General features: G+C 40.1%; 26 protein-coding genes. 18 read left to right on the top strand and 8 right to left on the bottom strand.

Features of this window, described 5'->3' with window-relative positions; all coding sequences use genetic code 11:
• Positions 1–679 precede the first annotated feature (679 nt).
• The 6 genes from ACVIJU_RS16175 to ACVIJU_RS16150 form a co-directional block, all read right to left on the bottom strand.
• A complete protein-coding gene (locus tag ACVIJU_RS16175; RefSeq protein ID WP_063386628.1) occupies positions 680–898 on the bottom strand; it encodes a spore germination protein in 219 nt (72 codons plus the stop codon).
• An 89-nt stretch (positions 899–987) separates the two neighbouring features.
• Positions 988–1353, bottom strand: a complete 366-nt coding sequence (locus ACVIJU_RS16170; RefSeq protein ID WP_157727918.1) for a spore germination protein GerPE — start codon at positions 1351–1353, stop codon at positions 988–990.
• A gap of 32 nt (positions 1354–1385) precedes the next feature.
• Positions 1386–1562 carry a hypothetical protein gene (locus tag ACVIJU_RS16165; protein ID WP_063386630.1) on the bottom strand — a complete coding sequence of 59 codons (177 nt, stop codon included), beginning with the start codon at positions 1560–1562 and terminating at the stop codon, positions 1386–1388.
• Positions 1559–2182: a spore germination protein GerPC gene (gerPC, locus tag ACVIJU_RS16160; RefSeq protein WP_063386631.1), complete on the bottom strand. Its 624-nt coding sequence runs from the start codon at positions 2180–2182 to the stop codon at positions 1559–1561. Before gerPC ends, ACVIJU_RS16165 begins: the two co-directional genes overlap by 4 nt.
• Positions 2183–2251: 69 nt before the next feature.
• Positions 2252–2461 (bottom strand): spore germination protein GerPB, encoded by a 210-nt coding sequence (locus ACVIJU_RS16155; protein ID WP_063386632.1) that lies wholly within the window; start codon positions 2459–2461, stop codon positions 2252–2254.
• Between the two features lie 11 nt (positions 2462–2472).
• Positions 2473–2694 carry a spore germination protein gene (locus tag ACVIJU_RS16150; RefSeq protein WP_063386633.1) on the bottom strand — a complete coding sequence of 74 codons (222 nt, stop codon included), beginning with the start codon at positions 2692–2694 and terminating at the stop codon, positions 2473–2475.
• Between the two features lie 425 nt (positions 2695–3119).
• Here ACVIJU_RS16150 and ACVIJU_RS16145 point away from each other — a divergent pair, with 425 nt between their 5' ends.
• The 15 genes from ACVIJU_RS16145 to ACVIJU_RS16075 all read left to right on the top strand — a co-directional run bounded on the left by ACVIJU_RS16145 (position 3120) and on the right by ACVIJU_RS16075 (position 16096).
• On the top strand, positions 3120–3572 hold the full coding sequence (locus tag ACVIJU_RS16145; RefSeq protein WP_063386634.1) for an RrF2 family transcriptional regulator: 453 nt from the start codon (positions 3120–3122) through the stop codon (positions 3570–3572).
• A complete protein-coding gene (locus ACVIJU_RS16140; protein WP_094245314.1) occupies positions 3553–3732 on the top strand; it encodes a YezD family protein in 180 nt (59 codons plus the stop codon). The genes ACVIJU_RS16145 and ACVIJU_RS16140 overlap by 20 nt, the downstream gene beginning before the upstream one ends.
• A 139-nt stretch (positions 3733–3871) precedes the next feature.
• The gene (locus ACVIJU_RS16135; RefSeq protein ID WP_063386636.1) at positions 3872–4939 is read left to right on the top strand and encodes a sulfate ABC transporter substrate-binding protein; all 1068 of its coding nucleotides are present in this window, start codon (positions 3872–3874) and stop codon (positions 4937–4939) included.
• Positions 4940–4969: 30 nt separating this feature from the next.
• A complete protein-coding gene (gene cysT / locus ACVIJU_RS16130; RefSeq protein ID WP_261308785.1) occupies positions 4970–5812 on the top strand; it encodes a sulfate ABC transporter permease subunit CysT in 843 nt (280 codons plus the stop codon).
• Positions 5813–5838: 26 nt separating this feature from the next.
• Positions 5839–6693: a sulfate ABC transporter permease subunit CysW gene (gene cysW / locus ACVIJU_RS16125; RefSeq protein WP_456687776.1), complete on the top strand. Its 855-nt coding sequence runs from the start codon at positions 5839–5841 to the stop codon at positions 6691–6693.
• Positions 6694–6705: 12 nt separating this feature from the next.
• Positions 6706–7776: a sulfate/molybdate ABC transporter ATP-binding protein gene (locus ACVIJU_RS16120; RefSeq protein ID WP_063386638.1), complete on the top strand. Its 1071-nt coding sequence runs from the start codon at positions 6706–6708 to the stop codon at positions 7774–7776.
• A gap of 105 nt (positions 7777–7881) precedes the next feature.
• Positions 7882–8892, top strand: coding sequence for a sulfonate ABC transporter substrate-binding protein (locus ACVIJU_RS16115; protein WP_456687775.1), 1011 nt, complete (start codon positions 7882–7884; stop codon positions 8890–8892).
• Between the two features lie 136 nt (positions 8893–9028).
• On the top strand, positions 9029–10177 hold the full coding sequence (gene ssuD, locus ACVIJU_RS16110) for an FMNH2-dependent alkanesulfonate monooxygenase (RefSeq protein ID WP_066250608.1): 1149 nt from the start codon (positions 9029–9031) through the stop codon (positions 10175–10177).
• Positions 10174–10959: an aliphatic sulfonate ABC transporter permease SsuC gene (ssuC, locus tag ACVIJU_RS16105; protein WP_066250605.1), complete on the top strand. Its 786-nt coding sequence runs from the start codon at positions 10174–10176 to the stop codon at positions 10957–10959. Before ssuD ends, ssuC begins: the two co-directional genes overlap by 4 nt.
• Before the next feature lie 17 nt (positions 10960–10976).
• Entirely contained in the window at positions 10977–11744 is a 768-nt protein-coding gene (locus tag ACVIJU_RS16100; RefSeq protein WP_242009262.1) for an ATP-binding cassette domain-containing protein, read from the top strand.
• Positions 11745–11783: 39 nt separating this feature from the next.
• On the top strand, positions 11784–12782 hold the full coding sequence (locus tag ACVIJU_RS16095; protein ID WP_456687774.1) for an aliphatic sulfonate ABC transporter substrate-binding protein: 999 nt from the start codon (positions 11784–11786) through the stop codon (positions 12780–12782).
• 293 nt (positions 12783–13075) lie between these two features.
• The gene (locus ACVIJU_RS16090) at positions 13076–13909 is read left to right on the top strand and encodes an SPL family radical SAM protein (RefSeq protein WP_339194671.1); all 834 of its coding nucleotides are present in this window, start codon (positions 13076–13078) and stop codon (positions 13907–13909) included.
• Entirely contained in the window at positions 13906–14679 is a 774-nt protein-coding gene (locus tag ACVIJU_RS16085) for a TatD family hydrolase (RefSeq protein WP_063386643.1), read from the top strand. Before ACVIJU_RS16090 ends, ACVIJU_RS16085 begins: the two co-directional genes overlap by 4 nt.
• A gap of 3 nt (positions 14680–14682) precedes the next feature.
• Positions 14683–15591 (top strand): fumarylacetoacetate hydrolase family protein, encoded by a 909-nt coding sequence (locus tag ACVIJU_RS16080; RefSeq protein WP_063386644.1) that lies wholly within the window; start codon positions 14683–14685, stop codon positions 15589–15591.
• 163 nt (positions 15592–15754) lie between these two features.
• The gene (locus ACVIJU_RS16075) at positions 15755–16096 is read left to right on the top strand and encodes a YisL family protein (protein ID WP_063386645.1); all 342 of its coding nucleotides are present in this window, start codon (positions 15755–15757) and stop codon (positions 16094–16096) included.
• Between the two features lie 796 nt (positions 16097–16892).
• On the opposite strand, the gene ACVIJU_RS16070 is transcribed toward ACVIJU_RS16075, so the two are convergent.
• On the bottom strand, positions 16893–17426 hold the full coding sequence (locus ACVIJU_RS16070; RefSeq protein ID WP_063387038.1) for a DUF2777 family protein: 534 nt from the start codon (positions 17424–17426) through the stop codon (positions 16893–16895).
• Between the two features lie 137 nt (positions 17427–17563).
• Here ACVIJU_RS16070 and asnB point away from each other — a divergent pair, with 137 nt between their 5' ends.
• From asnB to ACVIJU_RS16055, 3 genes are all read left to right on the top strand, one after another.
• The gene (asnB, locus tag ACVIJU_RS16065) at positions 17564–19408 is read left to right on the top strand and encodes an asparagine synthase (glutamine-hydrolyzing) (protein WP_066250593.1); all 1845 of its coding nucleotides are present in this window, start codon (positions 17564–17566) and stop codon (positions 19406–19408) included.
• A gap of 802 nt (positions 19409–20210) precedes the next feature.
• Positions 20211–21641, top strand: a complete 1431-nt coding sequence (locus ACVIJU_RS16060; protein ID WP_456687773.1) for an alpha-amylase family glycosyl hydrolase — start codon at positions 20211–20213, stop codon at positions 21639–21641.
• Between the two features lie 472 nt (positions 21642–22113).
• Positions 22114–22557, top strand: a complete 444-nt coding sequence (locus tag ACVIJU_RS16055; protein WP_094245326.1) for a DUF1284 domain-containing protein — start codon at positions 22114–22116, stop codon at positions 22555–22557.
• Positions 22558–23270: 713 nt separating this feature from the next.
• On the opposite strand, the gene ACVIJU_RS16050 is transcribed toward ACVIJU_RS16055, so the two are convergent.
• The gene (locus ACVIJU_RS16050) at positions 23271–24326 is read right to left on the bottom strand and encodes a lactonase family protein (protein WP_066251560.1); all 1056 of its coding nucleotides are present in this window, start codon (positions 24324–24326) and stop codon (positions 23271–23273) included.
• Between the last annotated feature and the right edge of the window lie 146 nt (positions 24327–24472).

Raw genomic sequence — 24472 nt, 5'->3', positions numbered from 1 at the left:
CAAATGTTTATGATGTTTCGTTTTCAATGGATTTTGACTTTCTAAGACAGCCCCTACTAATCTTAGCATGTTTTGATTGCTGTGCTCATCCGTACTTTTTTAACCGTTTTTCATCGTTTTGACAAGATGTATGCTGCTTCAGCATTCTCCAAATAAGCGAAAAAAGCAGGTTCGATGGTGACGCCTGCTGCATCATGCACAAATCGTTTCAGCATTTCCAAATAAGCTTAAAAACAGGAGAACGGTACCATCTGCAATTTAGCCCGTTTTGAAATAGGTTGAGTAAAAGTTTTCCGTCAAAACAAATAAGACTATGAAAAGGCGAGTCTTATAAAATATCAAATTCCTCTTTTACAACGGGATGAAAATCACTTTACGAAATTAACTGTATTGTATGTTAATGTTGTGAGTGCGAATGCTTTCTAACTGTATAACAGTCCATGAAAAAACTAATGCAGGTTTTCAGCTTCTTTGAACCGATTCATAGTTTCACTCTATTTGTGCATCATGAGGACATCCACATTCCTAAAAAGAGTCTTTTGATCTGAAATGCAAGACAATGCGCTTTTTTTATTGAGCAGGACAACAAATTGAATGTCCTGCTCGCAAATAGTGTTTCTGGATCATAATATAAATCCAATCGTTATTTTTCACTAAGTCTTTTTAACGAACCAGGTGGCTATGCATTTGCCGTCTGGTTTTGATCATTTACGTCCGGATCGATTCCGTTTGTTATGCTGAGACCGTTGTTATTAATATGAAAATCGCCTGTGCAGCTGCTACCAGAGCCGCTGATGGATTTTGATGCTGATTTTGGAGATAAATAAAAGGAATCTCCGAAATTCACAACTCCTCCTGAAACGGAATTAATTTTTATCGGTCCGACAATCGCTGGCATGAGGAACATCCTTTTCCTTGTTGTCTCATAAATCACATGCGTAGAGAAAATCTATTGTTCAGGGATCAATATGTTTTGTCCTGTTGAAATTACCGTTGTTTTTCGTCGCCATCAACGTTTTTAGACAATTGTCGAATATGTTTTATTCGTGCTTCCGCGCATATTTCTTCGGCTGATCCAAAGTTCACGATGCTTGAAGATGAGATGCCCAAAATTTTTACGTGATCGACATATATGTTCGGAGAATTGTTTGAATATGCGCTGGAAAATTGTTCGTCAAAGGAAGGCTGAGGAATGGATTCGCGGAAAAGCTGATAGGAGCGAAACGACCCTTCCTTTGTATTAAATTTTTCATAGTCCCGCTGAACTGCCAGAACATTCGTTTTAGGGGTAATTTTTTTCGCGTCACCGATTTGGAATACGGAACAGATGTCTACTGAGTGTATATACGCCACTCTTATGTTCGCAAATCTTTTTAACAAATACATTAGTCTAATGACAAAGGAACAAATGGACCGATGATTAATGATTCAGGTGGCGTATCAAAAATGGAAGAAAGAGAGATTTTATCCGCATCCCCTATTAAAAAAACTGATGAACTTGAAACCCCTATGATTCTCACCATGCCCACATGCAAGCCGTTATTGATGACGGTAAAATTCATGACAATTCGTCGCCTTTCTTTTTATTGGGGAAATGTTTAAAAAAATGATCGATCGATTGATCAATATCTTTTTTTACCTTTTCTTCAATCCATTGTATTTTTTCTTTTATATCTGTTTGCTCATGGAGACGGAGTCTTTGTAGATAATAAGTAATCCTTCCTTCAAGTTGTTTTCTAATGTCTTCTATGATGATAGCTTTATATGTTTCATCTAATTCATATTCATAGTTTTTAGCAAAGTCTTCAATCTTTTTCGGACATTCTTCTTGTAAATAACTATGAATGCTTTCAACGCATTGTTCGAATATTTGCTGTTTTAATTCGCTATGAACATCATCGACGTTTAGTTCTTCATTTTTTACGGAAAATTGTTCAATTGCTTCCTGATCAGCAGGATTTAAGCCGATATTCAAGACTCCTTCGAGCGTTTCGATTTTCAATTGGTCAAATTTGTACTCAACTTTTTCAATATTTGTATAAGGTTTGTTTTTGATCTCTTCCATTTGTTCTTCAAGGTAAAGAAACCCTTTTTCCAGATGGTCGATTCTTTTGCTTTGGGAATGGAGATATTGTTCCAATTTTAGGATATATTGCAATAATGATTGCACAGTGTAATTCATGATGTTCTCCCCACCTTTATCAGCATTCGTTACCATATTTATATTCTTTTCCAAATGAAAGGTGAATCGCTATGAAATGCTTGGTGGACGGAGAGGCACAATGACTCCGTTTCCCTGGCCGGATGGAGCGGGAGCCGGTTCAGTAAATTGTCCTGTGTTGTATAAATTCGACAGCGGTTTTATGATTCCGGCGCTGCCGATTTGAAATACGGATGAATTGGCGATCGTTCCGATACGTATAAATTGTATGTGAATCGATTGTTGAATATAAAAATTCATAAAACCACCCTCTAAGCGTTTAACACTTGCGGCTGATCAACGAGATCACTGTCAAACGTATTCGTAATGCTGTTTTGATTAAATACGTAAAGACCGTCGCCTGTATTGAAGGAACCGGCCCCTGCGAATGTTTTCACTTCACTGTATGGTGAAATGTTTACGACGTCTCCGACATGAACGACACTGGCCGTCCCGACGCTATTTACCTTCATAGCACCAACAATTGCAGGCATCGTTTTCCATTCCTTTACCTTAAAAGTTATTTAGCTATTTTTAGTGTATGTTATGTCTTGAAAACTGTGATAAACGTTTAGAGTCGCATTTTTGTATCCTCAATATTTCACAAAATAACTATGCAAAATTCGTGGTGCTTTTAGCCCGTTTACATGAAAAACTCCATCAAATGATTGCACAAAAAAATTTTTTTGCCCGAATAGCATGATGACTCTTCTTGTTTTACAATGTTTTTCATTTGTCAAGGAAAAATAATGGAAAAAAGTACAAAAAAATTATTATTCTTACTTGACATATAGGATTAATACGATTAAAATGTAACTCAATATTATTTTCTTAAACTATCAAAAAGTTTTTGTCGTGAAAATCCCTACCGTTTTAGTCGAGATTAATCTAGTAAACTTTCAGGGGAAGGGGGCATTTGGTGAAGGTTTCAAGCAGAGGTGAATATGCATTGCGTGCTTTGCTTGTACTTGGTCAGCAACAGGGAAAAGTCTGTCCGATCAATGAAATCGCCAAACAAACGCTAGTTACGGTCAAATACTTGGAACAAATCTTGCTCCAATTAAGAAAATTGGGGTATGTGCACAGTAAAAGGGGTATACAAGGAGGCTATATGCTCCGTTTATCGCCGACTGACATTAACATAGGGGAGGTTATCCGGCAAATTGAAGGTCCTTTATCTCCAATGGGGTGTGCCAGTACGACGGCTTATGTGCCGTGTCCATTGGAAGATAAGTGTTTATTAAAGCCGCTTTGGACGGTTGTACGTGACACAATTGCCCGCGTTCTTGAACAAACAACTTTAGATGATTTATTGAATAAAAGAATTACAACGGGAATTGGAGGGGAGAGCTTTGTTAAAAACGAAAATTGATCAGGAGTGGATTGAAAGAATTATACGTTCACTAGAAGATTTGGAATACGGATCTGTGCAAATTATTGTACATGACTCAAGAATTACACAAATCGAAAAATTGGAAAAATTCCGTTATCCTTTAGAACGAAAGGATAGCCATAACAAAGGGGCTAAGTGAACATATAAAACAATATCATAAAGAGGTCGTCGATCGGTCCACCGAAGACTCCCTATGTCTTTTCAATATTCCCGGATCGAGGAAGTTTTTTTATTTATAACACCGCCATCGAAACATAGCGGAAAGGGAGATGAATTTTATGAATATTACAAATAAACGCAAGTCAAAAGGACTATTTTTTCTATTATCTGTTATTACAAGTGTAGCTCTTGTTTTAAGTGCTTGTGGTTCAAAAAATGAAAGTGCCAGCTCCAGCTCAGAGGGAGATAAAAAGGCAGTCGAGTTATTAAACGTTTCTTATGACCCTACACGTGAGTTTTACCAAGACTTTAATAAAGCTTTCGCAAGCTATTGGAAAGAAAAAACTGGTCAAGAGGTTACGATAAAGCAATCACATGGCGGTTCTGGCAAGCAGGCGCGGTCTGTTATCGATGGTTTGGAGGCAGATGTTGTAACGTTAGCGCTGGCTTATGATATTGACGCCATTGCAGATACTGGATTGATCGAAAAAAATTGGCAACAAAGATTGGATAAAAACAGTTCTCCTTACACGTCCACTATTGTGTTTCTAGTACGCAAAGGAAATCCGAAAGGTATTAAAGATTGGGACGATCTTGTCAGATCTGATGTTTCGATTATAACCCCCAATCCAAAAACATCGGGTGGAGCACGCTGGAATTATTTAGCTGCATGGGGATACGCATTGAAAAAATATGGCGGCGATGAAGAGAAGGCAAAAGAATTTGTTGCGAAAATATATAAAAATGTTCCAGTATTAGATTCCGGGGCAAGGGGTGCTACAACAACATTTGTCGAAAGAAAAATCGGTGATGTTCTTCTTGCTTGGGAAAATGAAGCTTTTCTAGCCATCAATGAATTAGGAAAGGATCAATTTGAGATTGTTGTACCTTCTGTAAGCATTTTAGCAGAACCTCCTGTTGCTGTTGTAGACAAGGTGGTTGATAAGAAAGGAACGCGCGAAGTAGCTGAAGAGTATTTGAAATATTTGTACACGGAAGAAGGACAGGAATTGGCAGCGAAGCATTATTATCGTCCAACATTGCCAAAAGTCGCTGAAAAATATAAAGATACATTCCCGCAATTGGAACTCTTTACAGTTGACGAACTGTTTGGGGGCTGGAGAGAGGCTCAGAAAAAACATTTTGACGACGGCGGTATTTTCGATCAAATTTATCAGCCGAAATAATGATTTGTTCCGATGAATGGAGGATTGGAAGTGGCCAAAACAAAACAACAGCACAGAAAAGGGGTTATTCCAGGTTGGGGACTCACGATGGGCTTTACGCTAACTTATCTTAGTTTAATAGTGTTGATCCCCTTGTCCGTTATCTTTTTAAAAGCCTCAACACTCAGCTGGGAGCAATTTTGGCAAATCGTCACAACTGACAGGGTGGCAGCCTCGCTTCGTTTATCTTTTGTTTCTTCATTTATTGCCGCTGCCATCAATTTAGTTTTTGGTCTTTTGCTTACTTGGGTGTTAGTGAAATATGATTTCCCAGGGAAAAGAATTATCGACGGATTAATCGATTTGCCGTTTGCTCTCCCAACTGCAGTAGCGGGAATTTCTTTAACAGCTGTTTATGCCCCGACAGGCGTTATTGGACAGTATTTGGACCGCTTCGGTATTGAGGCTGTTTATACCCCGCTCGGTGTCGTAATTGCTTTAACGTTTATCGGATTGCCGTTTGTTGTGCGGTCTATCCAGCCCATTTTGCATGATTTAGATCAGCAGTACGAAGAAGCGGCAGCTGTTTTAGGTGCAAACCGTTGGCAAACGTTTTGGAAAGTGATTTTGCCATCACTTGTTCCTGCGATGTTCACCGGGTTTTCGCTCGCATTTGCGCGGGCGTTAGGCGAATACGGATCAGTCGTTTTCATTTCCGGCAATATGCCAATGAAAACGGAGATCGCCCCTCTTTTGATCGTCACCAAATTGGAACAGTACGATTATGAGGGGGCAACAGCGATTGCCGCTATTGTATTGATTATCTCTTTTTTCCTGCTTTTTCTTATAAATTATTTGCAATGGAGAACGAGTCGAAAATATTTTATTCATTAAGTCACTAAGGAGATGTTATGCCTCAAATGGGTACTAAAACGAAGAAACAGCCTCTTGTCGGTGTTCATACAGAATCTGCGTGGATTCGTTTTATATTGACGGGAACGGCTCTATTATTTGTTGGTTTTTTTCTCATTATCCCGCTAATTACTGTTTTTACAGAAGCTTTGAAAAACGGTTTAGAAGTTTATTTTGCTTCGGTTACAGAACCGGATGCTCAATCAGCGATCCGTCTTACACTTTTGACCGCAGCAATAGTAGTGCCATTTAATTTTATTTTTGGTATTGCTGCTGCATGGTGTATCACAAAGTTTCAGTTTCCCGGGAAAACCTGGCTCATCACGCTTATTGATTTGCCGTTTTCTGTATCGCCCGTTATCGCTGGTTTAAGCTTTGTTTTATTGTTTGGTGCACAAGGTTTGTTAGCGCCGGTTTTAGATTCGCTCGGATTGAAAATAATCTTTGCTGTCCCAGGCATAATTTTGGCTACTTTATTTGTAACTTTTCCGTTTGTAGCCCGCGAGTTAATACCGGTCATGCAGGCAAAGGGGAGTGAACAGGAGGAAGCCGCTTTATCTTTAGGTGCCAGCGGATGGAAAACATTTTTATTCGTGACGCTTCCAAACGTCAAATGGGGAATTTTATACGGCGTCATCCTGTGCAATGCGAGAGCAATGGGTGAATTTGGAGCCGTTTCTGTTGTGTCAGGGCATATACGAGGAATGACAAATACGATCCCGCTCCATGTAGAAATTTTATATAATGAGTACCAATTTACTGCTGCATTCGCAGTCGCTTCCCTTTTAGCTATGTTGGCGATCGTTACATTAATTGTTAAAGGGGTGCTTGAATGGAAGGGTGTAGTTGATGGAAAAGGGTAAGGAGTGTGCATCATGGATATCAATGTGAAGCAAATTTCTAAAAATTATGGCTCATTTCAAGCATTAAAAGAAGTAAATTTAACAATACCGTCAGGGAAGATTACCGCTTTGTTAGGTCCATCCGGTTCAGGGAAAACTACGTTGCTGCGGATGATTGCCGGATTGGAAATGCCTGATAGCGGAAGCATCTATTTTGGCGACCATGATTATACGACAAAAACGGTCCGTGAAAGAAATGTCGGTTTTGTTTTTCAACATTACGCTTTATTTCATCATATGAACGTTTTTGAGAATATTGCATTCGGACTTAAAGTGCGTCCGCGAAAAGACAGACCGTCCAAACAAGACGTCCAACGAAAAGTAAATGAATTGCTTCATTTAGTCCAATTAAATGGTCTTGATCGCCGTTACCCGGCTCAATTATCAGGCGGACAGAGGCAGAGAGTTGCATTAGCTAGAGCGTTAGCAGTGGAGCCGAACGTGCTTCTGCTTGATGAACCGTTTGGAGCTCTTGATGCAAAAGTGCGTCAAGAATTGCGGAGATGGTTGCGGCAGTTGCATGAACAATTACATGTAACAACTGTTTTTGTCACGCATGACCAAGAAGAGGCCTTAGAGGTTGCTGATCAAGTGGTAATCTTAAATAATGGACAAATTGAGCAAGTCGGAACACCGGATGAAGTATATCAACATCCCAAAACGAAATTCGTGTATCAGTTTCTAGGGCGTGTTAACGTTTTTCATGCTGAAGTGAACGATGGTCGCCTACATATCGGAGAAGCATTATTTGCTGCACCTGATGAAAACATTCAAACGAAAAAAATGATCGGGTATATTCGTCCTCATGAAGTGCGAATAACTCGACATAATGATAATCAAAAATCAATTCAAGTAAAGGTTCGCCGCATCCAATCTTATGGCCCGATTGTCCGTTTGGAATTGGAAAGATTGAAAACGAATGATCTGATCGAAGTGGACTTGAGTGTTGAACAGGCGAATCAACTGAACGTGAAAAATGATGAGATTCTTTATGCTGACTTGGAAAAAATAAAGTTTTTTTCAGATTCTCCATCCGTAGAATGAATAAATAATGTCGCCAAGATCATTATCACTCGAAAAGCCTGCATTTCAAAAAGAATGTAAATAAATTTGACTAATAGTTTTTATAAGGACAAAGGGGGTAGCAAAATGAGGAGAAAAAATCAAAAATCTTTGCTTGCCTTGCTTTTAATCATGATTGCTAGTTTATTTGCTGTTATATCCGGCTGCTCAGGAGAAGAAAAGAATGTGAAAAGCGCCGGTGAATCTCAAGAAACAAAAGATAAAGAGGAAAAGGTAGTTAGAATCGGATATCAAAAATACGGGACATTAAACATCTTAAAGAAACAAGGAACGCTGGATAAAGCGTTAAAAAGTCACGGATATTCTGTCGAATGGATTCAATTTCCGGCAGGTCCGCAGCTTTTGGAAGGATTAAATGTCGGCAGCATTGATATCGGGCATACTGGCGAAGCGCCGCCGATCTTTGCACAAGCGGCAGGCACTGATTTAGTTTATGTTGGTCATGAGCCAGAAAGCCCTCTTTCAGAAGCTATTCTTGTTCCAAAAGATTCACCCATCCGCACTGTTCAGGATTTAAAAGGTAAAAAGGTTGCGCTCAACAAAGGCTCAAACGTCCATTACTTGCTCGTAAAAGCTTTGGAAAAAGCGGGGCTGACCATAAATGATATTGAACCTAAATATCTCGTACCGGGAGATGCAAGAGCAGCCTTTGAACAAGGAAGTGTGGATGCATGGGTCATTTGGGATCCTTTCTTTGCTGTTGCTGAAACGGAGACAGGCGCCAGAGTTTTGGCAGACGGAAAGGATTTAGTGAAAAATAGAGAGTTTTATTTAGCGAGCAGAAAGTTTGCCGAAAATCATAAAGAGGTTATCGATCTGTTATTGGAAGAAATCAATAAAACAGATCAATGGGCTAAAAGTGCTCCAAAAGAAGTTGCAGAACTATTGTCACCTGAATTGGGAATTGATGCTGCTTCGCTTGAAAAAGCAGCTAAAAGAAGAACATATGGTGTTCAGAAAATAAGCGAACAAGTTCTAAATGATCAGCAGGTAATAGCAGATACTTTTCATCAATTAAAATTAATTCCTGAAAAAATCAATGTAAAAGAAGCAGCTTTGGAGGAAACAAACAACTAAATGAAAACGATAGCGAACCGACCAGACAACTGGAGGCTCCTACTTAGCAGAAGCATGCTAAGAAAGGGGCCTTTTTGCGCATTTAAAACCTTGAATGACAGATGAAAATCTAAAAACGAAATGGGTGGAGTGAAAAATGAACATTTTTTGGTTTATTCCAACACATGGTGACGGGCATTATTTAGGTACTACCATTGGAGGACGTACAACCGATTTGTCTTATTTCAAACAAATTGCCCAAGCAGCGGATCGCCTTGGTTACAGCGGGGTGCTGATTCCAACTGGAAGATCTTGCGAAGATGCTTGGATTATTGCCTCTGCCTTAATTCCCGTTACGGAAAACTTACGGTTTCTTGTGGCAGTTCGGCCGGGGTTGATGGCTCCTTCCGCTGCTGCAAGGATGGCCTCGACATTTGACAGAATTTCAAATGGACGATTGCTAGTAAACGTTGTAACCGGCGGTGATCCGGTGGAGCTGAAGGGTGATGGAATTTTTTATTCACATGATGAAAGATATGAAGTGACTGACGAATTTTTGACAATTTGGCGAAAGCTGCTTGCAAATGAAAAAGTCGATTTCACAGGTCGTTACTTGCAGGTGGAAGGAGGAGACCTTTTGTTCCCGCCAGTGCAAAAACCATATCCGCCTGTCTTTTTCGGCGGTTCATCATTGGCTGGCCAGCAAGTAGCGGCAAAGCATGCAGATGTATATTTAACATGGGGAGAGCCGCCGAAACAGGTTGCTGAAAAACTGAATCAGGTGAAAAAGCTGGCAGAGGAACAAGGAAGAACAGTGCGCTTCGGCATTCGCTTGCATATCATCGTCCGTGAAACGGATGAAGAAGCATGGCAAGCAGCCGAACGGTTAATCAAATATGTGGATGATGAAACGGTCGCTCAGGCACAAAAGGTTTTTGACCGTTTTGATTCAGTAGGGCAGCGCAGGATGTCAGATCTTGTGAAAAGAGACCGCAAGTCGCTTGAAATCAGCCCGAATTTATGGTCAGGAATCGGTCTTGTGCGCGGCGGAGCAGGTACGGCGCTAGTCGGCAGTCCGGAAACAATTGCAGAAAGGATGAAGGAATATGCTGATCTCGGCATCGAGACATTTATTTTATCCGGCTATCCTCATTTAGAGGAAGCATATAGAACAGCTGAACTGTTGTTTCCTCACTTGCCGATAAGCCATGTTCAAAGAAACAGTGAACCACAACCGTTTGGACCATTTGGAGAAATTATTGCCAACAACAGTTTACCAGCAGAAATGGAGAGAATCAGAAAATGAAAAAGTCGTTGTTTTCCGATCAAGTAAAAAAACAATTAATCCCATGGCTTTTGCCTATATTGATTTTAATCATTTGGCAATTGTTATCCTCTAAAGGGATTCTTTCAACAAAAATTCTTCCAGTGCCGTCAGACGTTGTGATGGCAGGAGTGGAGCTCATTCGTTCTGGTGAATTGTTTCAGCATTTGCTGATCAGCTTTAAACGAGCCATAATCGGTTTTTTGATTGGAGGAAGCATTGGCTTGTTTCTCGGCCTTATTAACGGGCTGTTTCCGATCGCAGATAGAATTTTCGATACAACGATTCAAATGGTGCGGAATATTCCTCACCTGGCCATGATTCCTCTTGTCATCCTTTGGTTTGGAATTGGGGAGGAAGCCAAAGTATTTTTAGTAGCAGCTGGAGTGTTGTTCCCGATTTATGTGAATACACTTCATGGCATTCGGTCAGTAGATCAAGGGTTGATTGAAATGGGACGGGTATATGGACTTCGTTCCTGGCTTCTCTTTTGGCAAGTGGTGTTGCCCGGCGCCCTCCCGTCTATTTTAGTCGGAGTTCGATATGCACTGGGGATCATGTGGCTGACGTTAATTGTTGCTGAAACAATTTCCGCAGATTCTGGTATCGGATATATGGCCATGAATGCGAGAGAATTTATGCAAACAGATGTAGTGCTGCTCAGCATTCTTCTATATGCATTATTTGGAAAAATCGCGGATTCAATGGCAAAATGGCTTGAAAGAAAATGCTTAAATTGGAATCCAAATTATCAAAACTTGTAGAGAATGGGGGGATAAATGTGGAATCTCCAACTTTTGGAACTTATCTGCAAATCAATGGTGTAGAGAAACACTTCGGAAATCAGCACGTTCTGCGCGGAATTGATCTTGAGGTGCAGCCTGGCGAGTTTGTAGCGATCATCGGCCGAAGCGGCTGCGGAAAAAGCACGCTGCTTCGTTTAATTGCCGGATTAGATGAGCCGACAGCTGGTGAGATCAAGGCTAACAGTGAATTGATGAAGGGATTAAATCCGGAGGTTCGCATTATGTTCCAAGATGCCAGACTTTTGCCTTGGAAACGCGTAATTCAAAATGTAGCGATTGGCATGAAAAAAGAAGATTTACCTAAAGCGGAGTTAGCTCTAAAGCAGGTTGGACTGATCGACAGGGCAAAAGAATGGCCTCATGTTTTATCAGGAGGACAAAAACAACGGGTGGCACTTGCAAGAGCATTAGCCAGCAAGCCAAGGCTGTTGTTATTGGATGAACCATTAGGTGCGTTAGATGCTTTAACACGCATTGAAATGCAGCGTTTGATCGAACGATTATGGAAGGAGCAAGGATTTACAGCTTTGCTGATTACACATGATGTGGAAGAAGCGGTAGCAATGGCGGATCGAGTGGTGTTGATAGAGGATGGAAAAATTGCGATGGATACACCGATTAAATTTCCTCGTCCTAGGCAGCGCGGTAATGCAGCATTTGCAGCCCTCGTCGAAAAGATTTTGCGCCGCGTAATGGGTGAGGAAGAAAACACACCAGCTGTCTATGCAAGGCAATCAACGTAATAAGCTTAATAAATATATTCATTAAAGGGGGATTTACTAATGAAAATTATCAGAAAAAGTATGTTTTTAAGTTTAATTTTCCTTTTAGTGCTTTGGATTTCAGGCTGCGGCAGCAAGGAGGAGGCAAATGAGACTTCCAATGCGGAAAAATCAAATGCCAAAGCGGAAGAGGAGACATTACCAGACGAACTTAGAATTGGCTATCAAAAATCATCTATTTTGCTTTTCTTAAAGGAAAAAGGCAGCTTAGAAAAAATTTTGGCTGAAAAAGGAGTTAAAGTCACATGGCATGAATTTCAATCAGGACCGCCATTATTAGAGGCGTTGAATGCAGGAAAAATTGATGTAGGATATGTAGGCGGAGCACCTGCTGTACTTGCAGGAGCCGTTTCAGATTCTGAATTAGCCTATCTTGCCTATGAACCGGAAGTATATCGGGCGATTGTTGTTCCAAAAGATTCACCTATTCAAAAGATAGAAGATTTAAAAGGGAAGAAGGTTGCTTTTGGTAAAGGATCAAGCGCACATTATTTGCTCCTTACTGCTTTAGAGAGTGTAGGGCTGACTTTGAATGATATTACTCCTGTCTATTTACAGCCTTCAGATGCTAGAGGAGCTTTTGAATGCGGCAATGTGGATGCATGGGTGATTTGGGATCCATATCTTGCGGACGCAGAAGAAAGTGGAGGTGCTAGAATCATTGCCGATGCAAAAGGTCTCCCGCGTCAATATGGATTTATTGTAGGAAGACGCGATTATTTTCAAGAAAATCGTGAACTTCGAAATTTAGTGATCAGTGAACTAGAGAAGGTTCACAAAGAGATTCAAGCAGACAAACAAGGGGCTGCCGAAAACTTTTCACAGAAAACTGGCATTTCGAAAGATGTATGGAAGCAAACTTTGGAAAGAAGAGAATATGGAGTATTTGACATCACACCTGAAGTGGTGGATGCCCAACAGAAGCTTGCAGATACTTTTTTAGAGGCAGGATTGATAAACGAGAAAATAAATGTGCAAGATGCTGTTCTTTCAGATTAACGAAGCAAGAAAGTGGTCATTTCATGCTTTATAAGTTATAATGACCCTGAAACGGAATGTTCAAAAGAAAGATCCATGCGATAACGATTGACAAGCGCAAATAGTTGTCCTTTTACAAATGGAGGTGTTTATCCCTCCATTTGTTTTTGTGGAGAACAGCTGTCCTTATCTTCACGGAAGCGGTAATGGCCGGTTTGCAAGCGGGCTGTCTGTGAACCTTGAGGCCGTTTTTCTTTTCAAAATTTTTTTCATTGAATGAGATAATCTTTTCGCTGCGGGAAAGGATGTAATGAATGGAAATTACCCGTAAAAATCCAAACTCGTTTTTAACGAAAACAAACGGCTATTTGCAAGGGTATTCGTACAGTTTAAATCCGTATGTCGGCTGTTCATACGGCTGCCATTATTGTTATGTACAAAAGCTTCCAGTCGCATTGTTTAAGAAAAAAGAGTGGGGAACATGGGTTGAAATAAAGGATGAAAAGCCAAACCAATTTTTAGGCGAATTGAAGCGGGCCAAGAAGAAAGGGAAAGTGACGATTTTCATGTCATCCTCAACAGACCCTTACCAGCCGCTGGAAGCGAAGGAATTACGAACAAGAAGGCTCCTTGAAGTGATAGCAGAAATGCCTCCGGACTTTTTATTTGTCCAGACGAGAAGCCCGCTTGTCACTAGAGATATTGATATCTTTCAAAAATTGGGGGATCGGGTGCTTGTCAGCATTACCATTGAAACGGACAGAGATGATGTGCGCAAAATTTTTTCTCCAAAGGCGCCGCCGATTCAAGCTAGGATCAATGCGCTTAAAAAACTAAATGAAGAGAACATTCCGTCACAGGCGGCAGTTTCTCCTGTACTGCCTTTTTCTCCGAATTTTACGAATCTATTACGGAATGCGACGAAACGAGTCTGTTTAGATGATTTCTTTTTAGGAGATGGAAGCGGCGGAAGACGATCACAGGCGCTCGGTTTGTCAAAGCTTTTTTCGCAAATTGGAGAAGAAGAATGGTTTTCCCCTGAAAACCTCGAATATGTGAAAGACTTATTTTTACATGTGTTTGCGAAAGATCAGCTGTTCATTTCTAGGCAAGGCTTCATTCCGCCCGATGGGAGTCATGAAGAATGATCGATTCTCATATTCATTTGGATCAATACGATCCAAAAACTATTGATGAGCAAATCAAAAAGTGGCAGGAAGCGGGCATTACTCATGTTGTGGCCGTTTCAACCGATTTAACATCCGCCTATAAAACGCTTGAATTGAAGCAAAAACATGAAGATTTTATTATAGCAGCTGCTGGCTTTCACCCTGAACAGGAGATTCTTGAAGAACGGGAGCTTGAAGAGCTTCTATCGCTGATTCGAACAGAGAGGGCGATTTCAGCTGTCGGGGAAATTGGTTTGCCGTATTATGAAAAAGAGCGATTATTTGCAAAGTATTCGGAACAAACTTATATAGATGTCTTGAAGGAATTTTTGAAAATCAGCGTTGAACATTCACTGCCAGTTGCCTTGCATGCAGTTCATGAAGATGCGGAAAAAGTTTTACATCTTTTGCAAAAACATCAAGTGAAAAAAGCGCATTTTCATTGGCTTAAAGCGGCATCATCTGTAGTGAAGGAAATTTGTAAACAACACTATTATATTTCTGTGACTCCGGAAGTTTGCTACCGCCTGCGCGATCAGCAGCTTGCTGAACAAGTTCCGATGGATCAGCTGCTTATTGAGACGGACGGCCCTTGGCGGTATGGGGGAGCGTTTAAAAATGTTGACACAACCCCGTTATTTTTAAAGGAAATTTGCTGCAAATTGGCGAATATTAAAAAGAGGCCGCGTGAAGATATTGTGCGCACAACTGCAAATAATGCGAAAAAACTTTATCTTAATTGGGGGTAGAACATGAAGCTTGTCACTGCAAATATTCACGACAGAACGTTTATCGGACTAATTTTTAACGAAGATTCGGTTATTGATATTCAAAAAGCGGAACTGAAGCTTTATGAATCGGAAATATCGCCTGCATCGCTGCAAGCGTGCATTGAAATGGGTGAAAAATTTGTCCGCCATATTGAAGCATTACAGGAATGGGTTGCGAAGGAAAAAGAAAGGGAGACATATGTCTATCCGCTGTCAGCTGTTAAACTCCAAGCACCGATTCCACGACCGAAGAAAAACATTATGTGCGTCGGTAAAAACTACCGTGACCATGTTGCGGAAATGGGAAGCGAAAGTGATATTCCTTCCGATTTGATTCTGTTTTCCAAACCTTCAACTTCCGTTATTGCTCATGAAGGAGAAATTGATCCTCATCTTTATTTAACCGACGAACTTGATTATGAAGGGGAACTTGCAGTTGTCATTGGGAAAAAAGGAAAACAAATTCGCGAAGAAGAAGCCTATGACTACGTTTTTGGATATACGATCATCAATGATGTCACAGCAAGAGATTTGCAAGCTCGCCACAAACAATATTTTTTAGGAAAAAGCTTGGATACATCATGCCCGATGGGACCGTATATTGTACATAAATCGGCTGTTTCGAATCCACAGCATCTGTCTATCGAGACGAAAGTTAATGGCGAAATTCGGCAGCAAGCCAATACAAATCAAATGATTTTCCCGATTAAACGGATCATTTCCATCATTTCTCAAGGCATGACTCTTGAACCGGGAGATATCATTGCAACAGGTACACCTGCGGGAGTCGGAAAAGGCTTCAATCCGCCGAAATTATTAAAGCCTGGCGACACTGTCGAAATTACGGTAGAAGGAATTGGCACGTTGAGAAATAAAGTCAAGGAAATTTAATAGCGAAAGGACGGGCAAGAGTGAGCCCCTTTAATCTTTCGTTTTAGTGCGTCTTTGTCAATTTAGTGAAATCATTTTATTTATCATAGTAATTGCTATGTTTTTGGATGATCATTTGATATGATGAATGTGGACTTGCAAGTATAGATGGGGGAGGGCATTTATGACACATTTGCATATTACATCATGGGTCATTTTGCTGATTTTGTTTTTCATTGCGTTTGCCAAACCTTCAAAAGGTTTGCATATGGCTGTGCGAATCTTTTATTTAATCGTGTTGGCAACTGGACTTGAATTAATTTTCCGCTATAATGTGTTCAGCATGGCCAACTATGTAGGGGAATATGTCGCTAAAATTTTCCTTGCCATTGTTTTGATCGGGCTTATGGAAATGGTTTTGGGCAAAAAGAAGAGAAACGAATCGTCCAAAGGCATTTGGATCGGCTTTTGGATTGTGCTGATTCTCGTCATTTTGCTTGGATTTAGACTGCCTCTTACTTTTTAAAAAATATGTTGATGCAAAAATATAGGAGCGTATTTCGCAGGGGCTGTCTTAGAAAGTCAAATCGCCATTGAAAACAAAAAATCATAAACACCGATATATATCAACGTTTCTAAAACATTAATGGGGGCGTCAATAAGCCGTAAAAACGACTTATTAGACACCCCCCTATTATTTTTCTTTCTTGTCTTTGACAATAAAAACCAGCCTTAAAAAAACATCCAAATCCTATAATTATTAGAATTATATGGCCTATATTTTATATCATCAATGGTTAATGAAAATAAAAAAGCTCCAAGCAAAATAAATGGAATAGCTAATAACCACCCCAAATTATGAAACTCCCCTTATCTCGTTTTTTATTAAGGCTTGAATAATAATTCGATATGAGTTCATTGAAACCTTGCTAATCGCCAAAAAGTTGGACGAAATTCCATGATTGGAAAAAAGTTTCAATGCAGGCGATGCTTACGTTTACTTTCTTTTTGTAAATATCCTAATGTTTTAGGTTCATATTTTTGTTTTTATAAACATTTTTCTGTAGCGCAGTCTACATTGATGTTGGGCAGCCGGTCTGTTTCGCCCATCATTGAATAAATACTTAGCCACAGGATGACAATTCGAACGAATAGCATCTTTTTGAATATCCAGCATTATCAGGCTGCAGCTGTTTTTTATGTGTCTCCTTAAAAAATTTAAATGACTATTTCTGCACTCTCCCTATCAATTGCAAAGCTTTCATTACTCCGACTGTCTTAAAAGTACTTTTTAACTAAATCCTTTTTTCCTTGAATTGCAGTTATGAAATAGAGCTGACAAAGCTTCGTTCCCCTGTGCTTACAGTGAATTCAAACAGGTCTTTTTGTTTGTCTCCCCGATGGAAAAAATGCTGAACCGCACAAAGAGAATCCGTATTATCAAATATAAAAACAGAAGCGCCTTTCATCGGTTTGTTTCCATGGTGATACAACAATTGATTGTGGCAGTAGATGATGTCATAAACGGAAAAGGATAAAGCATTTAAATGGTGTACAAACATTATAAAGCTTTCATCATCCAATTCATTTAAAAAAGAATGAAATGCATAGGGGAATGTCTTCTTGATTCGAATTTTTCCGCCTGACCGCAAGTATTCTTCCTTATTATGTCCAATATCAACCCATCGGCCGTTTTTCAAAAGTTCAATGTGCTGATCGTTTAAATCATCAAGAGAAATCTGTTCATCATCTTCATCATCGATCAAAATCGGTTTTGCTTGAAGCATTTCAACGGTTGCGGTCCGAAAACTCCTTTTTTGTTTATGGAGAAGGTCATTTTTTACGTCCGAAAACAATATGAACACCTCAATACTTTTTATTGATTGTTTTAGACAAAATGCTTTCTTTTTATACAAATGGGCAGGTAACATTGAACTTTTTTTGCATACAATAGCTACATCTTTCATGTTATAGATAGTGGGGTGATAAGCATATGTGTGGAATTGCTGGCTGGGTAAATTTTCAACAATCACTTTTCCAAAATACTGAAATAATGGAAGACATGATTGACACGTTAAGCAAAAGAGGGCCTGATGATACAAATATTTGGGGAAAGAAGCACGTATTGTTCGGGCATAAAAGACTTGTTGTCATTGACCCGGAATGCGGTCGACAGCCGATGACAAAACAAAAAGAAGATAATTCCTACACGATTTGTTATAACGGCGAGCTATACAATACGGAAGATATTCGCAAAGAATTATTGAAAAAAGGCTATACGTTTCGCGGCCACTCAGATACGGAAGTTCTTTTAGCTTCATACATGGAGTGGAAAGAAGAATGTGTGCACCATTTAAACGGAATTTATGCTTTTGCCGTTTGGGATTCAGCAGATGAAAAATTATTTATAGCACGCGACCGTCTTGGCGTTAAACCGCTCTTTTTTTATGAAAACAACGGTAATTTTCTGTTCGCTTCTGAAATAAAAGCCCTTTTAGCCAATCCTGAAGTCGATGCTTTGCTCGATCAGGAAGGGCTGCAAGAAATTATGGCGCTGGGGCCGTCGAGATCTCCCGGTTCAGGCGTTTTTAAAGGAATCGAAGAGCTTAGACCCGCCCATGCCCTCGTTTTTAATCGAGATGGCTTAAAAATATGGAGGTATTGGAACGTTAAAAGCCATCCGCATGAGGATTCTTTTGAAGAAACGGTCGAAAAAGTGCGTGAATTACTAATAGATGCCGTCACAAGACAGCTTGTCAGCGATGTTCCGCTATGCACGTTTTTATCGGGAGGATTGGATTCGAGCGCCATTACAGCGATTGCCGCTAGGACATTTGAAAAGGAAGGAAAGGGGCATCTTCATACTTATTCAATTGATTACGAAGGGAATTCTGAGTATTTTCAACAAAGCGAGTTTCAGCCGAATGCTGATGCCTACTGGATTCATTTAATGAAGGAATCTTTTCAAACCATTCATCACGAATGTATCATGACACAGGAAGAGCTTGTCTCATATTTGCAGGAAGCGGTTGAAGTCCGTGATCTTCCGGGGATGGCGGACGTCGATTCTTCACTTCTTTGGTTTTGCCGGCAAATTAATAAGGACTTTGTCGTGAGCTTGTCGGGAGAATGTGCGGACGAAATTTTCGGCGGATATCCGTGGTTTTACCGTCCTGAGGAATTGGCAAGAGAAGGATTTCCGTGGATTCGTTCATTAGATGAGCGGATCAAGCTGCTCCGGAACGATTGGCAAAAAAAGCTGAATATAAAAGAATATGCTTTAAGGCAATATGAAAAAACGATTGAAGAAACACCTGTTTTAGATGGAGAACCTGAAACGGAAAGAAAAAGGCGGGAGCTTTTTTACTTAAATATGATATGGTTTATGACAACATTGCTTGACCGAAAGGATCGCATGAGCATGGGGGCATCGCTTGAAGTGCGCGTTCCGTTTGCAGATCACCGGCTTGTCGAATACGTCTGGAATATTCCGTGGGAATGGAAACGATATGGCGATCGGGAAAAAGGCCTATTACGGAAAAGCTTAGAAGATCTTTTGCCGAAGGAGGTTGTCTACAGGAAAAAAAGCCCGTATCCGAAAACACATCATCCGAAATATACGAAGCTTGTAAAAGAACAGCTTGAAAACGTATTGGCCATGAAAGACTCCATATTGCACGAGCTTTTCGATGGGAATGCATTAAATAAATTAGTAGAGACAGACGGTGCATCTTTTCAACGCCCATGGTACGGACAGCTGATGACGGGACCGCAGCTGTTAGCCTATCTTTGGCAAATTCACATTTGGTTTGAAAAGTACCGGATTAATATCATTTGATGAATTTAGGGAAAATGAGGATGTCTTAGAAAGTCAAATCGCCATTGAAAACAAAAAATCATAAACACCGATATATCAACGTTTCAAACACATTAATGGGGGCGTCAATAAGCCGTAAAAACGACTTATTAGACACCCCCCTTGCTTTTTATAATAAAGAAGGACAAACATGTTCAGCATGTTATAATGTTTTTTATAATGAAATTCAAAAATGATCTGCAAGGGGAGCGGGAGGGGAGAGATATATAAACATTTTGTAGAAACTGAATGATTCATCGGTAGAAAAAAGATTTTTATGAAAATGATGAACGTTTTCAAAAAATTTTCTAATGTCTAGGAATCAAGCAGGGAGAGAAGCTTACAATAAGATCCGAATTTGGCCTGGTACGGTTCATGTTGTAAGATAATAGTTCAAGAAGATCATGAATGAAAAATTAACTGACCTAACTTTTTGAATACGTTGACGAACTGTTTGATCGTGGCGCAATCCAGGCAAAATGATGTAGGTAACGCAATGATTTCAAACATGTAAACTTATTTTTCAGTTAGCATGGAAGGAATAAAGGCTCTTTCAAATGAAACGGGGATAAGCCAGCGAGTGATTCGCGAGGCTTATAAAGAAAAACTCATCGGAAAAGGGGATAAATCCCATCAAACATTACATACATTCGATGAGAAGATTGACAGCAAACCAAAACAGATGCAACACCGCTTGCCGATTTTGCGGAAGAGTTGAAGCGGCGAACTTAGATGAATTGAGCGACAAGCATGGATTTTGCTGACATAAGGAGGATTTTGACGAGTGAAAAAAGGATTGATCTTCATTTTGTGTGTTTCATTGCTTTTTTGTTTTTCAGCGACTGCTAGCGCTGTAAACTTGCAGGATGAGTCAATTTATCACGTAGCAGTTGACCGCTTTTACAATGGAACGACGGCCAATGACGGCGAAAGAAAGGGCGGTCTTGAACATTTTCTTGGGGGTGACTTGCAAGGGGTGATCAAAAAGCTGGATTACATAAAAGGAATGGGCTTTACAATCGTTTCATTATCACCAATATTTCAAAATGAGGCAAACGGCTTTCATGGGAAATGGGTGAAAGACTTTAAAAAAGTGGACGAGCATTTTGGAACAATGCAGGATTTAAAACAGCTGACAAAGGAAGCACATAAACGTGATCTAAAGGTCATGATAGATTTTGTTTTCGAAACAGGACCGAACCACCCTTGGCTGTCTGATCCAGCTAAAAAAGAATGGTTTGTTGAAGGAAGTACGACATTCGATGTTTCTCGCCCCGACGTTCAAGCATTTATAATCGATGTCGCTAAATGGTGGATCAAACAAAGTGATATTGACGGGTATCGGTTGATTGACGCGAATCGAACTGAACCTCAATTTTTAAAAAAATTGGCTGAAGAAGTTAAGTCTGTCAAAAAAGATTTCGTTTTAGTGGCAGATATTGGCGGGGGTGATCCGAATACATATCAAAACAGTGGAATCGATGCCGTGATGAATACCTATTTTGCGAAAAATGCGCAAAAATCATTTTCGAATGTGGATGAACCGCTTTCAGGATTGGACGGGTTTACGCAATCCAATCTGCCTGTCGTTTCGTTTTTAGATGACGAGGATATCGTTCGTTTTACAAGAAAAGCTGTTGAGAATGAAGCGTTTCCAGTGACAAGATTAAAACTTGCCTTGACGTATTTATATACTTTACCGGCTGTTCCTTTTGTTTATTACGGGACGGAGATTGCATTGGATGGCGGAAATGGAGCAGTCAATTATCGGATGATGGATTTTCGCACGAGCACCGAAATAGTCGAGTACATAACAAATTTAGCCGACATTCGCAAAATCCTGCCTTCTCTCCGAACAGGGCAATATCATTTGTTGTATGAAAAGGACGGCATGCTCGTTTATCAATTAAAAAGCGGTGATGAAACATCCATTATTGCCATTAACAACACATCGCAAACAAAAAGCGTAACGATCGGATTTCGATATTTGCCGGATAATCACGAATTGAGAGGGTATTTAAAAGGGGGAAGCATAAAAAGTTCAAAGGACGGATACACGATCACTTTGGAACGGGAAACATCGGAGATTTTTAAACTGGACGAACAAAAAGGCGCGAGCATCCCTTTTATTTCCATTTTGGTCGGAGTCCCAGTTTTGTTTATCCTTTTCTTATATGCCGCATATAAAAAAGGGAAGGGAAAACAGCCGTCGTAAAATGCAAAATAAAAAGCTGATCCCTTAAAGGTGCAAAAAAAGGACAAACTCGTCTTGATTTGCCATTTTTAAGCTGCTTCTATGTACACATAGGCTTTAAACAGGAATTTTTCAACTGAAAGCTTCGGGGCGGAAAGTTCGCCTAGCACATCTTCCTTTTCATATTGAGATGTTGGAAAAGAAGCCTAATTCTTCCTTTTTGAACGCAAAAAAGCCCCTTCCTCATATCAAGACGCTGGAAAATGAGCGGCTCCATTTAAAGTGGGTAAAACAATATTGATCAATGGATAACAGATTAGGAAAGAGGGCTTCTTATCAATAGCTTGTGAATTTGGAACAAGTTTTTGCTCGCTTTTTCGTTGTGACGCTTGTATTTTAATTTTAAAGGATGCAATGTTTTTTCACGTTTATGTTGTAGGCTGGTGCTTTTTCTCATAAGATGAGAGTAATAGAAAAAGGGGAGGAGAAATGTATGAAGCCGCTTCGCTTACGGGGGCATCATTTATTATGTGTGCACGGATTTCGCGGAATGGGATATAGTCCATCGTTTGTAGAGAAGATGTGGGAAGTAGTTACAAAAATTCGTGATGAAGAGAAAGACTTTCCCATTCAAGTCGTCTCTGCACTTGATGATGCGTGTATGGCATGTCCGCACCATGGAGAATCGACGTGCCAAGCGGATCCGAATTCAAATGAGCATGTGATTTCCATGGATCAAAAAGTAATCCGCCATTTAGGTATTGAAGAAAATGGGATTTACTTAAAATCGGAATTATTGGGGCTCACGGCCCAAAAAGTAGTCCCTGACGACTTAGATTACTTATGTGCGAATTGCTCCTGGCTTCCGCACGGTGTATGCAAAGAAGGCATCGCCAATGTCCGTAACGGGAATATTGCGCAAAAGGAAGCTAAGTAGCTTTTTACAGTTTTCGTCACTGCCAATCTGTCAGTGTAGCTGATTGCGGCTTTTCAAAATTATTGGTGCATATTGGCGCAATCTTGTTGAAATTTTGTACTCTTTTTCGTCTTCGTCATCTTTTACATAATCCAAGTATTAGCGAAACCATGTTGAGATTTTGCCCCTGTTAAGCAGGAAATAGCCTCTTCGTGGAAATAGCCGAGCGACAATTCGGCTATTCTAATTTTAAACACGGAGGCTATGCTTCTTCACTATAATACTGCAAGCTTTGTAGAAAGCTGTTTCCGTTTCTTTTCTATAGGAATCATGAATGAAGATGTCATAAAGGTTTGCAACATTTGTTGTCCTATGGATCATAAGCGGTCAGCTTAAAAGAAGGGTGCTTCCATGACGATTTTTCTTTCGAGTTCGGGAATTGGATTAATAAGTTGGAGGAAAACTAGATTGTTTGAAACGCTCTGTATCGGACGACGATAAGATTTGAATTAATAAGTTGGAGGCAAACGGATTGAGCAGCACTTCACCGTTTTTATACTCTTTCACTAAGGATTCGCACTGTGATCGAAGTTGACCAACACCAATAGGCTCCTAAATTAAAAGTCTGATGGAAGGTGCCATTTTTATAAAAATTTGAAAGGCTCGTCTTGTTTTAAAACAAACAGACGAGCCTTCTTTTCGTAAAGGTGAAAATAGATTGCAAAGACATTTTTTTAGCCTTGATGAAGAAATTTCACGCAAACCGGATCAGGCACGGAAATTTCTGATGGCAAGCGTGTCAATTTGCCGGTTTCAGGATCGCGTTCAAATAAGACGGCGTTGCTTGATTCTTGGTTTGTGGCGATCACAAATCTTTCTGTCGGATCGAGGACAAAGTCTCTAGGCCAATGGCCACCGGTGCTTGTCCATTCAACAAATTCAAGCTTGCCCCCATCATTTTCTACCTTGAAAACAGCAATGCTGTCATGGCCGCGGTTAGCAGCATAAACGAACTTGCCGTCGGAAGAAATGTGAATGGCGCTGCCTTGGCTGTTTTCTGCGAAATCTTCCGGAATTGCTGGGATGTATTGCAGCTCTTGAAAGCTTCCTTCATCTGCATTATAAGAAAGAACGATCACTTCATTGCTTAATTCCGTCATCACGTAAGCGAATTTTCCGTTTGGATGAAAGACGATATGGCGAGGGCCGCTTCCAGGTTTAACAGAAAGGCTGCTCACCTTCTTTAAAACACCTTGATCACAAGAGTAGGTAATAATTTGGTCAATTCCTAAATCAACAGCTACAACATATTTTTCATCTGGCGTAAACCCCGAATAGTGAGCGTGCGGTTTTTCTTGCCTTTCAAGATTAGGGCCTGAACCTGTATGTTCTGCAACGCTTGCCGCTGGATTTGCGCTTTTGTCTTCATTCAGCAAGTAAGCCTCGATCGTTCCGCGATGGTAATTAGCGGTGACGACGAAATGGTTTGCTTTGTTGACGCTGACGTGGCACGGAGAAGGTCCTTCCGTCACTTGCTGGTTGATGCTTTGCAGATCGCCTGTTTGTTCGTCAATGGAAAAAACAGCAAGTCCCCCTGAATTTCCGTCTTTAACAACCGAATATAAATTTTGATTGTCTTTGGAAATCGCGACATATGTCGGATTGTCAAGCTCTGCTGCTACTTTAGCTTCACTAAGCTCTTTTTTCTCAGTGTCCAAAGTAAATTTGTAAATGCCTTTGCTTTCACCTTTCGTATATGTACCGATATAACCGATGAATGGATTTGCCACGAAACATGCTCCTTTCAAATATACTTTTCTAGAATTATATCATGGAAATTCTCCTATTTTTCTATTTTAAAATGAACGAAAATTAGACAAAAATTTACAAATAATTAAAATCAACTAAATATTTCGATATTACAATAATTGAGGTT

It is taken from the genome of Aeribacillus sp. SP014, assembly GCF_054055575.1.
This window is presented reverse-complemented; position numbering and strand designations above follow the sequence as displayed.

Excerpts from the sequence above, each read along its gene's own strand:
- gerPC (WP_063386631.1), bottom strand. The coding sequence starts at position 2,182 with ATGAATTACACTGTGCAATCATTATTGCAATATATCCTAAAATTGGAA.
- ACVIJU_RS16075 (WP_063386645.1), top strand. The coding sequence starts at position 15,755 with ATGACACATTTGCATATTACATCATGGGTCATTTTGCTGATTTTGTTT.
- ssuD (WP_066250608.1), top strand. The coding sequence starts at position 9,029 with ATGAACATTTTTTGGTTTATTCCAACACATGGTGACGGGCATTATTTA.
- ACVIJU_RS16080 (WP_063386644.1), top strand. The coding sequence starts at position 14,683 with ATGAAGCTTGTCACTGCAAATATTCACGACAGAACGTTTATCGGACTA.
- ACVIJU_RS16055 (WP_094245326.1), top strand. The coding sequence starts at position 22,114 with ATGAAGCCGCTTCGCTTACGGGGGCATCATTTATTATGTGTGCACGGA.
- ACVIJU_RS16155 (WP_063386632.1), bottom strand. The coding sequence starts at position 2,461 with ATGAATTTTTATATTCAACAATCGATTCACATACAATTTATACGTATC.
- ACVIJU_RS16090 (WP_339194671.1), top strand. The coding sequence starts at position 13,076 with ATGGAAATTACCCGTAAAAATCCAAACTCGTTTTTAACGAAAACAAAC.
- ACVIJU_RS16085 (WP_063386643.1), top strand. The coding sequence starts at position 13,906 with ATGATCGATTCTCATATTCATTTGGATCAATACGATCCAAAAACTATT.
- ACVIJU_RS16115 (WP_456687775.1), top strand. The coding sequence starts at position 7,882 with ATGAGGAGAAAAAATCAAAAATCTTTGCTTGCCTTGCTTTTAATCATG.
- cysW (WP_456687776.1), top strand. The coding sequence starts at position 5,839 with ATGGGTACTAAAACGAAGAAACAGCCTCTTGTCGGTGTTCATACAGAA.
- ACVIJU_RS16095 (WP_456687774.1), top strand. The coding sequence starts at position 11,784 with ATGAAAATTATCAGAAAAAGTATGTTTTTAAGTTTAATTTTCCTTTTA.
- ssuC (WP_066250605.1), top strand. The coding sequence starts at position 10,174 with ATGAAAAAGTCGTTGTTTTCCGATCAAGTAAAAAAACAATTAATCCCA.
- ACVIJU_RS16120 (WP_063386638.1), top strand. The coding sequence starts at position 6,706 with ATGGATATCAATGTGAAGCAAATTTCTAAAAATTATGGCTCATTTCAA.
- ACVIJU_RS16135 (WP_063386636.1), top strand. The coding sequence starts at position 3,872 with ATGAATATTACAAATAAACGCAAGTCAAAAGGACTATTTTTTCTATTA.
- ACVIJU_RS16150 (WP_063386633.1), bottom strand. The coding sequence starts at position 2,694 with ATGCCTGCAATTGTTGGTGCTATGAAGGTAAATAGCGTCGGGACGGCC.
- ACVIJU_RS16165 (WP_063386630.1), bottom strand. The coding sequence starts at position 1,562 with ATGAATTTTACCGTCATCAATAACGGCTTGCATGTGGGCATGGTGAGA.
- asnB (WP_066250593.1), top strand. The coding sequence starts at position 17,564 with ATGTGTGGAATTGCTGGCTGGGTAAATTTTCAACAATCACTTTTCCAA.
- ACVIJU_RS16175 (WP_063386628.1), bottom strand. The coding sequence starts at position 898 with ATGCCAGCGATTGTCGGACCGATAAAAATTAATTCCGTTTCAGGAGGA.